Raw genomic sequence first — 12,767 nt, forward strand, 5'->3', positions numbered from 1 at the left:
GGGGACGAGGTGTCAGGGGTGGGGCCGTCCGGCGTCCGTTACCGACCTGGTCCGATCGCGCGCCCAGCGGCTGATCGGCGCAGAGTGATGGCCCGATACGACTATCGTCACAGGTCAGTGACCTCACTCACCAGCAGCCCAGTCACTGTTACGAGAATGGGATGATGTCAGGCATGAAGGGACGAGTCCTTGTCGTCGACGACGACACCGCACTGGCCGAGATGCTCGGGATTGTGCTGCGTGGTGAAGGTTTTGAGCCGTCGTTCGTAGCTGATGGCGACAAGGCGCTGGCCGCTTTCCGGGAGGCCAAGCCCGATCTTGTGCTGCTCGACCTGATGCTGCCGGGGCGCGATGGTATCGAGGTGTGCCGCCTGATCAGGGCGGAGTCCGGGGTGCCGATCGTCATGCTCACGGCCAAGAGCGACACCGTGGATGTGGTGGTCGGTCTGGAGTCGGGGGCGGATGACTACATCGTCAAGCCGTTCAAGCCGAAGGAGCTGGTGGCCCGGATCAGGGCGCGGCTGCGGAGGTCGGAGGAGCCCGCGCCGGAGCAGCTCGCCATAGGTGACCTGGTCATCGATGTGGCGGGGCACTCCGTGAAGCGGGACGGGCAGTCGATCGCGCTGACGCCGTTGGAGTTCGATCTGCTGGTGGCGCTGGCGCGCAAGCCGTGGCAGGTGTTCACGCGTGAGGTGCTGCTCGAGCAGGTCTGGGGCTATCGGCACGCGGCGGACACCCGCCTGGTGAACGTGCACGTGCAGCGGCTGCGCTCCAAGGTCGAGCGGGACCCGGAGCGGCCGGAGATCGTGGTGACCGTCCGGGGCGTCGGTTACAAGGCCGGACCGAGCTGACATGTCCCGGGACAGTTCCTCCTCGGCGCCCGGCGGTCCGGGGGCTCGTTCGGGGCGGACTGGACCGGCGCGGCGCGCGTCGCGGTTCGGGCGGCTCGTCGACGGCGGGCTGCTGTTGCAGGGCGGGGTGCAGGGCAGCCCCGTGCTGCGGCTCTTCGTGCGCTGGGTGCGCCGCCCGCTGCTGCCCGCCGTGCGGCTGTGGCGGCGCAATATCCAGCTGAAGGTCGTGGTCACGACCTTGCTGATGTCGCTCGGCGTGGTTCTCATGCTGGGTTTCGCCGTCCTGAGTTCGGTGAACAACGGCCTGCTCAAGGCCAAGGTGAAGGCGTCGCAGAGCCAGGCCGACGGAGGGTTCCGGGCGGCGCAGGACAGTGTGAACGCGGCGCGGCAGAGCACGGAGCAGGGGCAGGGCCAGGGGCCGGACGGCAGCACGGTCGACGGGCGGAACGCCGCCGTGTGGATGTCCGACCTGGTCGAGCAGCTGTCCAGCGGCGGGCAGAACGCGTTCGCGGTGGTGACGCTGACCTCCACGAGCGACGCGGGGAGCGTGCGCGGTTCGCGGGCCTCGGGTGGCGTGGAGCCGATCCTGAGCGTGCCGGAGGAGTTGCGCGCGCGGGTCGACAAGGGCACGGAGGTCTTCCAGGCCAATACGCGCATCGAGTACGACGACGGGCGTGAGGCCCAGCCGGGTCTGGTGATCGGCAAGCGGCTGAACGACCTCAACGGCGACCCGTACCAGCTCTACTACCTCTTCCCGCTGACGCAGGAGGAGGAGTCCCTCAACCTGGTCAGGACCACTCTGGCGACCGCCGGGCTCTTCGTCGTGGTGCTCCTGGGGGCCATCGCCTGGCTGGTGGTGCGCCAGGTGGTCACGCCTGTCCGCATGGCGGCGGGCATCGCCGAGCGACTTTCCGCCGGGCGCCTTCAGGAACGTATGAAGGTGACCGGTGAGGACGACATCGCGCGGCTCGGTGAGGCCTTCAACAAGATGGCGCAGAACCTCCAGTTGAAGATCCAGCAGTTGGAGGAGCTGTCGCGGATGCAGCGGCGGTTCGTGTCGGACGTGTCGCATGAGCTGCGTACGCCGTTGACGACCGTGCGGATGGCCGCGGATGTGATTCATGAGGCGCGGGTGGACTTCGATCCGGTGACCGCGCGATCGGCGGAGTTGCTAGCCGATCAGCTGGACCGGTTCGAGTTGCTGCTCGCGGATCTGCTGGAGATCAGCCGGTTCGACGCGGGGGCGGCGGCGCTGGAGGCGGAGGCGATAGATCTTCGCGAGGTCGTCCGCAGGGTTGTCGGGGGCGCGGAGATGCTCGCCGAGCGCAAGGGCACGCACATACGGGTCGTCGGGGATCAGCAGCCCGTGGTCGCCGAGGCGGATGCCCGGCGCGTGGAGCGGGTGCTGCGCAATCTCGTGGTCAACGCCGTGGAGCACGGCGAGGGCAAGGACGTCGTGGTGCGGCTCGCCGCCGCGGGCGGCGCGGTGGCGGTCGCGGTGCGGGACTACGGAGTGGGGCTCAAGCCGGGCGAGGCGACCCGGGTGTTCAGCCGTTTCTGGCGGGCGGATCCGGCACGCGCACGTACCACCGGTGGTACGGGGCTCGGGCTCTCCATCGCTCTTGAGGACGCGCGGCTGCACGGCGGGTGGCTTCAGGCGTGGGGGGAGCCGGGGGGTGGTTCGCAGTTCAGGCTCACGTTGCCGAGGACGGCGGACGAGCCGCTGCGGGGCTCGCCGATTCCGCTGGAGCCCGATGACTCGCGGCGCCACCGCGGGCTGAACGACGCGGGGCTGCCGCTCGGCGGGGGGAACAAGTTGGCGACCGTCCCTGCGCAGGCGGCCGCGGTATCCGAGAAGGCGTCGCCGCCTGTGCCGGCGAAGGGGCCGATAGCGCCCCGGCTCGCGCGGACGGGGGCCGTGGATCTGACGGCGCTGCCCGGCAACGGGGCGCGGGTCGTGTCGCGCCGGGCGCCGGACGATGAGGTTTCTGCCGAGGGGCGGGAGGGCGCGGAGTCTGCCGCGCCGCAGCAGGAGACCGAGTCACAGGAGCCACAGCGGGCGCAGGAGCCACGGCAGGCGCAGGAGGCGCAGGGGTCACAGGCGCCACCGCGGACCCAGGAGTCACAGGCGCAGTCGCGGCCAGGAGCCGGAGGCGGCGCGTGAGGCCGAGGCGGGTTCGGCGAGGGAAGGGGAGAGTGCTCGTGGGCGCTGAGCGGGAGAGGCGCGGCCGTCGGGCGCGCCGCGGGCGTCCGCTGCGTACGGGACTGCTGCTGGGCGGCTGCGGGGTGCTCCTGGCCGGCTGTGCCTCGATGCCCGACAGCGGCAATCTGAAGTCCGTCGACGCCTCACAGCGGCCGGACTCGCAGTCGCAGGTCCGGGTCTACGCGATGCCGCCCCGCGAGGGCGCCCTGCCCGTGGAGATCGTGCAGGGCTTTCTCGAGGCGCTGACCAGTGATGATCCGCAGTTCGCGATGGCGCGCAAGTATCTGACCAAGGAGGCGTCGAAGGAGTGGGATCCGGAAGGCTCCACGACGGTGCTCGCGGATGGCCCGAACACGGATGCGGGCAACGCGGGTAACGACGCCGACGGCAGCCGCCGCTTCTCGCTCACCGGGCAGCAGGTCGCGACGGTGGACAAGCAGCACGCGTACCGGCCCGAGGAGGCGTCCTACAGCCAGTTCGTGCATCTGAGCCTGGTGGGCGGCCCGGGCCGCAAGGAGTGGCGCATCGACAAGCCGCCGCCGGGTGTGGTGCTCGGTGAGTCGGACTTCCAGCGCATCTACCGCTCCGTCAACAAGTACTACTTCGCGGGGCCCTCGGGGACGGGTGCGAGCGGGCAGACGGGTCTGGTCGCCGATCCCATCTACATACGTCAGCGGATCGACCCGCTGACGCAGACGGTGAAGGCGCTGCTCGAGGGGCCGACCAACTGGCTGGACCAGGTGGTGGATTCGCGGTTCCGCAGCGGTACGCGGCTCAAGAACCCGAACGAATCGCTGACGCCGGACGACCAGAACCGGCTGACGGTGCGGCTGAACAGCCAGGCCGACGACGCCAGTCAGACGCGTTGCCGCGAGATGGCGGCGCAACTGCTCTTCACGTTGCAGGACTTGACGCCTTCGGGGGTCGAGCAGGTGACGTTGCAGCGTTCCAACGGTTCGATGCTCTGTGTCCTGAGCCAGAGCCACGCCGAGAGTGTCGCGGCGCATCGCAGCGCGGTCCGGCCGGACTACCAGTACTTCGTCGACGAGGAGCACCGGCTGGTCCGGATGCCGGCCAACGCCGGGAGCACCGCCGATCCGGAGCCGGTGAACGGCATCCTCGGCACCGGTGACCAGCCGCTGCGCTCGGCGGCGGTCTCGCGCGACGAGAAGCGCGCGGCCGGGGTGTCGCTCGACGGGAAGGCGCTGTACACGGGGTCGTTGGTCCTTGAGGACACGCTCGGCAAGCCGCAGGTGCGCAGCAAGGCCAAGGCGGAGGAGGACCGTCTCTCCACGCCCAGTTGGGACGGCAGGGGCGACCTGTGGGTGGCCGACCGGGATCCGAAGCGGCCCCGGCTGCTCTGGCTCGACAAGGGCGAGGGCAAACCGGTCGAGGTCGAGGTGCCCGGGCTCGACGGGCGTATCGAGTCGGTGCGGGTGTCGGCCGACGGCGTACGGATCGCACTGCTGGTCGAGGGGAAGGACGGCAAGACGTCCCTGTGGATCGGCCGGGTCGAGCGGGGCGAGGGTGAGCGGCCCTCGATCTCGGTGCTCGATCCCACCCCGGCGGCGCCTCGGATGGAGGAGGTCACGGCCATGTCGTGGGCGGGCGGCAGCCGCCTCGTGGTGGTCGGGCGCGAGTCCGGCGGGGTGCAGCAGATGCGGTACGTGCAGTGCGACGGGTCGGTGCTCTCGGGCACCACGCTGCCTGGTCTCACGGGCGTCAAGGAGATCGCGGCGTCCGAGAGCGAGCAGCAGCCTCTGGTGGCGCACTCGGACGACGGGATCGTGCGGCTGCCGACGGGGTCGCAGTGGCAGACGGTGGTGAAGGAGGGCTCGGCCCCGGTCTATCCGGGGTGAGGCCGTCGCCCTTCTCCGCACCTGTGGCCTCGCTGTACAGCGGGGCCACACGGTTATCCACAGGGGGTTATCCACAGGGGTGGTCGGGCGGCTCCCGCCTTGGCACAGTGGAGGTCATGCGGGGGTGGTGGCGGGACCTGACCGACCTGGTGCTGCCGGCCGAGTGCGGGGGCTGCGGGAGGCCTCGGACGGTGCTCTGCGGTGAGTGCCGGGAGGCCTTGTGCGGGCGCGCGCCGCGCCGGGTGCGGCCGGTGCCGGAGCCGTGGGGGCTGCCGGTGGTGCTCGCCGCGGCGCCGTACGAGGACGAGGCGCGGGCCGTGCTGCTCGCGCACAAGGAGCGTGGCGCCCTCGGGCTCGCCGGGCCGCTGGGAGAGGCGCTGGCGGGGGCCGTGCTCGCCGGAGCCGTGCGCGCCGCTCCGGGGGCCGAAACATGGGGATGGGGTGATACGGGTGCGCGATCGTGGGTAGTCGGCACACACGGCGGATCACAGGGGCGCGCGGTGCCGTTGTCGCTCGTTCCGGTGCCGTCGGCGCGTGCTTCTGTACGGGCGCGTGGTCATGACCCGGTGCGGCGAATCGCGCTCGCCGCGGCGGGTGAGCTGCGGCGGACGGGGGTCCCGGCGCGAGTGCTCGCGGTGCTGCGGCAACGGCGCGCGGTGGCCGACCAGTCGGGGCTCGGCTCCCGGCAGCGGCAGGCCAATCTGGCGGGCGCCCTGGAGGTGACCGCCGGGGGCGGCCGACTGCTCGCGGGCGGTGGCCGGATCGTGGTCGTGGACGACCTGATGACCACGGGCGCCTCATTGGCGGAAGCGGCCCGGGCGATACGTGACATACACATGGAAAGCAGTGAGCGGGCGGAAACCGTGCGGGGTCCGGGAACGGGTGCCGTGCGAAGGCCGGTATGGGGCCGCGAGAACGCGATCAGTGCCGCCGTTGTCGCCGCGTCGCCGGAGTCTTTCGAAATAAACCGGAACTGATGGAGAACTTACGTCGTTGCAGGTGATGAGAGGGTGGATACACCTGAATGGAGGTACGCCGCAGTAGAGGGTGACGACATCCGCCCGGGCGAGATATGTTCGGTTGTGAGGAATGGCGAACGCCGCACCTCGCATATCGGAATGCCGGTTGATGGGTCCGTGGCTTCATGGGCCCTTGGGGTTAATGGGTTTCCGCAATCACCCGCGCCGGTGGGGTGGAATCTCGCCCACGGGGGAGGAGGAGGTGGAAGTCACCGAGTCCGAGGCCCCGGCAGTCACCGGGGCCTGGTGCAAAAGGGAGATGCTCCGCCATCGAAGCGGAGCAATCCGGGAACGGAGTTCTGCGTGGACATCGTCGTCAAGGGCCGCAAGACCGAGGTGCCCGAGCGGTTCCGCAAGCACGTGGCCGAGAAGCTGAAGCTGGACAAGATCCAGAAGCTCGACGGCAAGGTGATCAGCCTCGACGTCGAGGTGTCCAAGGAAACCAACCCGCGTCAGGCCGACCGTTCCGACCGCGTGGAGATCACCCTCCGCGGGCGCGGACCCGTGATCCGCGCGGAAGCCTCGGCCGCTGATCCGTATGCGGCGCTGGACCTGGCCACGGCCAAGCTCGACGCCAGCCTGCGCAAGCAGCACGAGAAGCGCCACAACCGGCGCGGCAACGGCAGGCTTTCGGCCGCCGAGGTCGCCGAGCGCGTCCCGGACGCGGCGACGCTCAACGGAGACGGCACCCTCGCGCGCGACGAAGAGCCGGACGGTGTGCCGGTCAAGAGGATCGGCTCGCTGGAGATCCAGGGCGAAGGCCCCCTCGTGGTCCGCGAGAAGACGCACGTCGCGGCGCCCATGTCGCTCGACCAGGCCCTCTACGAGATGGAACTGGTCGGACACGACTTCTACTTGTTCGTCGACTCCGAATCCAAGGAACCGAGCGTCGTCTACCGACGGCACGCCTACGACTACGGCGTCATCCGCCTCAACACCGACCCGATGGTCGCCCAGGCCGAGACGGGTGGCGGAGGCGGGGCTCTCGGCGGCTGACGCCGCCCCCTGACCGCCGTGGTGGTGCCCCTGGAGCGCTTCGTGCGCCCCCAGGGGCACCATTGTGCGACCAGTGCGCGCACCGGACCGGCGCCGGGCATGGAATCATGGGCGGGCCGGTCAACCGGCGTGCTGCCGCGTCGGGTTGGCGTGGCAGAGGCACAACAGGCCACGGCCTTCATGGGGGAGGAACGATGGCGGACAGCTTCGGACCGATGCGTCACGAGGGTGCCGGGGACGGCATCGGCATCGGCACGGACGCGGGCGCCCCGCGCAAGGAACCCATCAGGGTCCTTGTGGTGGATGACCACGCCCTCTTCCGCCGGGGCCTGGAGATCGTCCTCGCCGCCGAGGAGGACATCCAGGTCGTGGGTGAGGCGGGCGACGGCGCCGAGGCGGTGGACAAGGCCGCCGATCTGCTGCCCGACATCGTGCTCATGGACGTACGCATGCCGAAGCGCGGCGGGATCGAGGCGTGCACCTCCATCAAGGAGGTGGCGCCCAGCGCCAAGATCATCATGCTGACCATAAGCGATGAGGAAGCCGACCTCTACGACGCGATCAAGGCGGGCGCCACCGGTTATCTCCTCAAGGAGATCTCCACGGACGAGGTGGCCACCGCGATCCGGGCGGTGGCCGACGGGCAGTCGCAGATCAGCCCCTCGATGGCATCGAAGCTGCTCACGGAGTTCAAGTCGATGATCCAGCGCACCGACGAGCGCAGACTCGTGCCCGCGCCCCGGCTGACCGAGCGCGAGCTGGAAGTGCTGAAGCTGGTCGCCACGGGAAAGAACAACCGCGATATCGCCAAGGAGTTGTTCATCTCCGAGAACACCGTGAAGAACCACGTGCGCAACATCCTGGAGAAGCTGCAGCTGCATTCCAGGATGGAGGCCGTGGTCTACGCGATGCGGGAGAAGATCCTGGAGATCAGGTAAGGGCGCGCACCAGGTCGGCCGTCAGCTCCGGGCGGTTCACCCGCTCCACCCGTACGGAATCGCAGCCGACCCAGGACGCCGCCTCCAGGAGCGCCTGGGCCATCGGCGCGACCGCCTTCGGGGTGTCGAGCGAGACCTGTCTGGCCACCAGCGTGGAGCCCTCGCGCGCGGGGTCGACCCGGCCGAGGAGCTTGCCGCCCGCGAGCAGCGGCATCGCGAAATAGCCGTGTATCCGCTTGGGCTTGGGCACGTACGCCTCGAGGCGGTGGGTGAAGCCGAAGATCCGCTCCGTGCGCGCCCGCTCCCAGACCAGGGAGTCGAACGGCGAGAGCAGCGTCGTGCGGTGGCGGCCGCGGGGCGCCGCCTCCAGGGCCTTCGGGTCCGCCCAGGCGGGCTTGGACCAGCCCTGGACCGCCACCGGCACCAGGCCCGAGTCCGCGACCACCGCGTCGAACTGCTCGCCCTTGAGGCGGTGGTAGTCGGCGATGTCCGCGCGCGTGCCGACGCCCAGGGCCTCACCGGCGAGCCGCACCAGGCGGCGCAGGCACTCCGCGTCGCTCAGGTCGTCGTGGAGCAGGGCGTCGGGGATCGCGCGCTCCGCCAGGTCGTACACCCGCTTCCAGGAGCGGCGCTCCGTGCACACCACCTCGCCGTACATCAACGCGCGCTCGACGGCGATCTTCGCGTCCGACCAGTCCCACCACTCGCCCTTGTTCTTCGCGCCGCCCAACTCCGTGGCCGTCAGCGGGCCTTCGGTGCGCAGCTGCTTGACCACCTGGTCATACGCGCCGTCGGGCAGGTCGTGGTGCCAGTGCGGGCGGGAGCGGTAGGCGCGGCGGCGGAAGGCGAAGTGCGGCCACTCCTCGACGGGCAGGATGCACGCGGCGTGCGACCAGTACTCGAACGCGTGGGTCTGGGTCCAGTACGCCGCTTCGACCGTGTCGCGGCCGACGGCGCCCAGGCGTGCGTACGGAATGAGTTCGTGCGAGCGGGCCAGGACCGAGATCGTGTCGAGCTGGACCGCGCCGAGGTGTCGCAGGACGCCCCGCACACCGGACTTGCGGTCCGGGGCGCCCAGGAAGCCCTGGGCGCGCAGCGCGATGCGGCGGGCCTCGTCGGCGGAGAGTTCGATGGCGGGGCGCGGCAGGCTCGTCATGGTCAAACGATAGGCCCAGGCACTGACAACGGAGTCGGGCCCGGTCGGCGCCGGGCCCGGCCGCGGCGGGGCCCTTCGCGGTGGGGCCTCACTCCTTCGCGGGCAGATACGGGTGCGGTGACGGCAGGCCGAGGTCCGAGGGGAGCAGCGAGCCGACCCAGCAGTCACGGAGCGTCTCCTTGTTGAGCAGGCCCGCGCGGTGCACGCCCTCCACGGTGAAGCCGGCCTTCTCCACGACCGCCCGCGAGCCGGTGTTGCCGACCTCCGCGCGCCACTCCAGGCGGTTGCAGCGCAGCTCCGTGAAGGCCCAGCGGGCGAGGGCGAGCACGGCCTCACGCATATAGCCGTGGCCCCGGTGCTCCTTGGCCGTCCAGTAGCCGATCTCCCAGGTGCCCGAGCGCGGGTGGTGCAGGCTGGTGGCGGCGAGCAGGGGGCCGCCCGCACGGGAACGTACGGCGAAGGTGTACTCCGTGTCGTTGCGCCAGCCCGCGGGGACCATGGTGTGCACGAAGTTTTCGGCGTCCACGCGCGCGTACGGCGAGGGGATCGTGGTCCAGCGCTGGATCTCCGGGTCCTGGCAGGCCGCGTAGGTCTCGGCGATGTCCTCGGGCGTGAAGACGCGCAGGTGCAGACGTTCGGTGGTGAGGGTGACGGGCTCCATCAAACGATTCTGCTGGGACGAGGCCCCCGGGAGCCAGCGCTTTACCGCCTTTCGCGATCACCGTTCCGGTGACCGGCCCGGCACCTTCGGCGCCCCTCGTCCGTTGACCTCATGGCAGACCTCCCGGCGTGCCCGGGTCCTCGCATACGATGACCGTTGCCCGACGAGTAAAACCGACCATGCCAGGCCCGACCGGCAAGGAGACCAACCCCCGTGTCCGTCCTCTCGAAGATCATGCGTGCAGGCGAAGGCAAGATCCTGCGCAAGCTGCACCGCATCGCGGACCAGGTCAACTCCATCGAAGAGGACTTCGTCAGCCTCTCCGACGCCGAGCTGCGCGCGCTGACCGAGGAGTACAAGGAGCGTTACGCCGACGGCGAGACGCTCGACGACCTCCTGCCCGAGGCCTTCGCGACGGTCCGCGAGGCCGCCAAGCGCGTCCTGGGCCAGCGCCACTACGACGTCCAGATGATGGGCGGCGCCGCGCTGCACATGGGTTATGTGGCCGAGATGAAGACCGGTGAGGGCAAGACCCTCGTCGGCACGCTGCCCGCGTATCTGAACGCCCTCTCCGGCAAGGGCGTCCACCTGATCACGGTCAACGACTACCTGGCCGAGCGCGACTCCGAGATGATGGGCCGCGTCCACAAGTTCCTGGGTCTGAGCGTCGGCTGCATCCTGGCCAACATGACGCCGGCCCAGCGCCGCGAGCAGTACAACTGCGACATCACCTACGGCACGAACAACGAGTTCGGCTTCGACTACCTCCGCGACAACATGGCGTGGTCGCAGGAGGAGCTGGTCCAGCGCGGCCACAACTTCGCGATCGTCGACGAGGTCGACTCGATCCTCGTCGACGAGGCCCGTACGCCGCTGATCATCTCCGGCCCCGCCGACCAGGCCACCAAGTGGTACGGCGACTTCGCCAAGCTCGTCACCCGCCTCACCAAGGGCGAGCCTGGCAACCCCCTCAAGGGCATCGAGGAGACCGGGGACTACGAGGTCGACGAGAAGAAGCGCACCGTCGCCATCCACGAGTCCGGCGTGAGCAAGGTCGAGGACTGGCTGGGCATCGACAACCTCTACGAGTCGGTGAACACGCCCCTGGTGGGCTACCTCAACAACGCCATCAAGGCCAAGGAACTCTTCAAGAAGGACAAGGACTACGTCGTCATCGACGGCGAAGTCATGATCGTCGACGAGCACACCGGCCGTATCCTCGCCGGCCGCCGCTACAACGAGGGCATGCACCAGGCGATCGAGGCGAAGGAAGGGGTGGACATCAAGGACGAGAACCAGACCCTGGCGACCATCACCCTCCAGAACTTCTTCCGCCTCTACAAGCGCGAGGGTTACGACAGCGGCCTCTCCGGCATGACCGGTACGGCGATGACCGAGGCCGCCGAGTTCCACCAGATCTACAAGCTGGGCGTCGTGCCGATCCCGACGAACCGGCCGATGGTCCGCGCCGACCAGTCCGACCTGATCTACCGCACCGAGGTCGCCAAGTTCGCCGCCGTCGTCGACGACATCGCGGAGAAGCACGAGAAGGGGCAGCCGATCCTGGTCGGCACCACTTCCGTGGAGAAGTCGGAGTACCTCTCGCAGCAGCTGTCCAAGCGGGGCATCCAGCACGAGGTGCTCAACGCCAAGCAGCACGACCGTGAGGCGACCATCGTCGCCCAGGCCGGCCGCAAGGGCGCCGTCACCGTCGCCACGAACATGGCCGGACGAGGCACCGACATCAAGCTCGGCGGCAACCCCGACGACCTCGCCGAGGCGGAGCTGCGCCAGCGCGGCCTCGACCCCGTCGAGCACGTCGAGGAGTGGGCCGCCGCGCTGCCCGCCGCCCTGGAGAAGGCCGAGCGGGCCGTCAAGCAGGAGTTCGAGGAGGTCAAGGCCCTCGGCGGGCTCTACGTCCTCGGTACCGAGCGGCACGAGTCGCGCCGTATCGACAACCAGCTGCGCGGTCGTTCCGGCCGACAGGGCGACCCGGGCGAGTCCCGGTTCTACCTCTCGCTGGGCGATGACCTGATGCGGCTCTTCAAGGCGCAGATGGTCGAACGCGTCATGTCGATGGCCAACGTCCCCGACGACGTGCCGATCGAGAACAAGATGGTCACGCGCGCGATCGCCTCCGCGCAGTCGCAGGTCGAGCAGCAGAACTTCGAGACGCGCAAGAACGTCCTGAAGTACGACGAGGTCCTCAACCGCCAGCGCGAGGTCATCTACGGAGAGCGTCGCCGCGTCCTGGAGGGCGAGGATCTGCACGAGCAGATCGCGCACTTCATGGACGACACCATCGACGCGTACATCGCCGCCGAGACCGCCGAGGGCTTCGCCGAGGAGTGGGACCTGGACCGGCTGTGGGGCGCCTTCAAGCAGCTCTACCCCGTCAAGGTCACCATCGAGGAGCTGGAGGACACGGCGGGCGACCGCGCGGGCCTCACCGCGGAGTTCATCTCCGAGTCCATCAAGGACGACATCCACGAGCAGTACGCGGCGCGCGAGGAGCAGCTCGGCTCCGAGATCATGCGTGAGCTGGAGCGGCGGGTCGTCCTGTCGGTGCTCGACCGCAAGTGGCGTGAGCACCTCTACGAGATGGACTATCTCCAGGAGGGCATCGGCCTGCGTGCCATGGCGCAGAAGGACCCGCTGGTCGAGTACCAGCGCGAGGGCTTCGACATGTTCAACGCCATGATGGACGGCATCAAGGAAGAGTCCGTCGGCTACCTGTTCAACCTGGAGGTCCAGGTCGAGCAGCAGGTCGAGGAGGTCCCGGTCGAGAACGGGGCGCGTGCGGCCTCGCTCACCAAGGAAGGCGTGCAGGACGCGGTTCCGGCCGGTGCCGGGGCTCCGGCGCGGCCCGAGATCCGCGCCAAGGGGCTCGAGGCCCCGCAGCGCCCGGACCGGCTGCACTTCCAGGCGCCGAACGCCGAGGGCGGCGTGGACGAGGGCGACTTCACCACGGATGGTTCCGGCGTGCGGTCCGAGGCGGACGGCATGACTCGGGCGGAGCGGCGCAAGGCTCAGAAGGGTGGGGGGCGGCGGCGCAAGAAGTAGCGCTGGCGCTGTCGCTGTGAC

The 12,767-nt window shown here is 69.6% G+C and carries 9 protein-coding genes; 7 read left to right on the plus strand and 2 right to left on the minus strand.

Going from position 1 to position 12,767, the window contains the following annotated elements; all coding sequences use genetic code 11:
- Positions 1 to 161 precede the first annotated feature (161 nt).
- The 6 genes from mtrA to GKQ77_RS17230 all read left to right on the plus strand — a co-directional run bounded on the left by mtrA (position 162) and on the right by GKQ77_RS17230 (position 7,866).
- Positions 162 to 851: a two-component system response regulator MtrA gene (mtrA, locus tag GKQ77_RS17205; protein WP_189176211.1), complete on the plus strand. Its 690-nt coding sequence runs from the start codon at positions 162 to 164 to the stop codon at positions 849 to 851.
- A 1-nt stretch (position 852) separates the two neighbouring features.
- Positions 853 to 3,015 carry an MtrAB system histidine kinase MtrB gene (gene mtrB, locus GKQ77_RS17210; RefSeq protein WP_308117691.1) on the plus strand — a complete coding sequence of 721 codons (2,163 nt, stop codon included), beginning with the start codon at positions 853 to 855 and terminating at the stop codon, positions 3,013 to 3,015.
- 38 nt (positions 3,016 to 3,053) lie between these two features.
- A complete protein-coding gene (locus GKQ77_RS17215; RefSeq protein WP_372459906.1) occupies positions 3,054 to 4,913 on the plus strand; it encodes an LpqB family beta-propeller domain-containing protein in 1,860 nt (619 codons plus the stop codon).
- 116 nt (positions 4,914 to 5,029) lie between these two features.
- Entirely contained in the window at positions 5,030 to 5,890 is an 861-nt protein-coding gene (locus tag GKQ77_RS17220; RefSeq protein WP_219689663.1) for a ComF family protein, read from the plus strand.
- Between the two features lie 345 nt (positions 5,891 to 6,235).
- Positions 6,236 to 6,928: a ribosome hibernation-promoting factor, HPF/YfiA family gene (hpf, locus tag GKQ77_RS17225; RefSeq protein WP_372459905.1), complete on the plus strand. Its 693-nt coding sequence runs from the start codon at positions 6,236 to 6,238 to the stop codon at positions 6,926 to 6,928.
- A 194-nt stretch (positions 6,929 to 7,122) separates the two neighbouring features.
- Positions 7,123 to 7,866: a response regulator gene (locus GKQ77_RS17230; protein WP_125513120.1), complete on the plus strand. Its 744-nt coding sequence runs from the start codon at positions 7,123 to 7,125 to the stop codon at positions 7,864 to 7,866.
- Here GKQ77_RS17230 and GKQ77_RS17235 read toward each other — a convergent pair.
- Together GKQ77_RS17235 and GKQ77_RS17240 are read right to left on the minus strand one after the other, a co-directional pair.
- Positions 7,859 to 9,022: a winged helix-turn-helix domain-containing protein gene (locus GKQ77_RS17235; protein WP_219689665.1), complete on the minus strand. Its 1,164-nt coding sequence runs from the start codon at positions 9,020 to 9,022 to the stop codon at positions 7,859 to 7,861. The genes GKQ77_RS17230 and GKQ77_RS17235 overlap by 8 nt on opposite strands.
- Positions 9,023 to 9,110: 88 nt before the next feature.
- Positions 9,111 to 9,683 carry a GNAT family N-acetyltransferase gene (locus GKQ77_RS17240; protein ID WP_219689666.1) on the minus strand — a complete coding sequence of 191 codons (573 nt, stop codon included), beginning with the start codon at positions 9,681 to 9,683 and terminating at the stop codon, positions 9,111 to 9,113.
- Positions 9,684 to 9,896: 213 nt separating this feature from the next.
- On the opposite strand from GKQ77_RS17240, the gene secA reads away from it, so the two are divergent.
- Complete coding sequence (gene secA / locus GKQ77_RS17245; protein WP_219689667.1) at positions 9,897 to 12,746, plus strand: preprotein translocase subunit SecA; 2,850 nt, start codon at positions 9,897 to 9,899, stop codon at positions 12,744 to 12,746.
- Positions 12,747 to 12,767: the final 21 nt, after the last annotated feature.

The organism is Streptomyces anatolicus, from assembly GCF_019400875.1.
Classification (GTDB): domain Bacteria; phylum Actinomycetota; class Actinomycetes; order Streptomycetales; family Streptomycetaceae; genus Streptomyces; species Streptomyces anatolicus.

Coding starts and splice junctions, on each gene's coding strand:
- GKQ77_RS17230 (WP_125513120.1), top strand. CDS start 7,123: ATGGCGGACAGCTTCGGACCGATGCGTCACGAGGGTGCCGGGGACGGC.
- mtrA (WP_189176211.1), top strand. CDS start 162: ATGATGTCAGGCATGAAGGGACGAGTCCTTGTCGTCGACGACGACACC.
- mtrB (WP_308117691.1), top strand. CDS start 853: ATGTCCCGGGACAGTTCCTCCTCGGCGCCCGGCGGTCCGGGGGCTCGT.
- GKQ77_RS17240 (WP_219689666.1), bottom strand. CDS start 9,683: ATGGAGCCCGTCACCCTCACCACCGAACGTCTGCACCTGCGCGTCTTC.
- GKQ77_RS17235 (WP_219689665.1), bottom strand. CDS start 9,022: ATGACGAGCCTGCCGCGCCCCGCCATCGAACTCTCCGCCGACGAGGCC.
- GKQ77_RS17220 (WP_219689663.1), top strand. CDS start 5,030: ATGCGGGGGTGGTGGCGGGACCTGACCGACCTGGTGCTGCCGGCCGAG.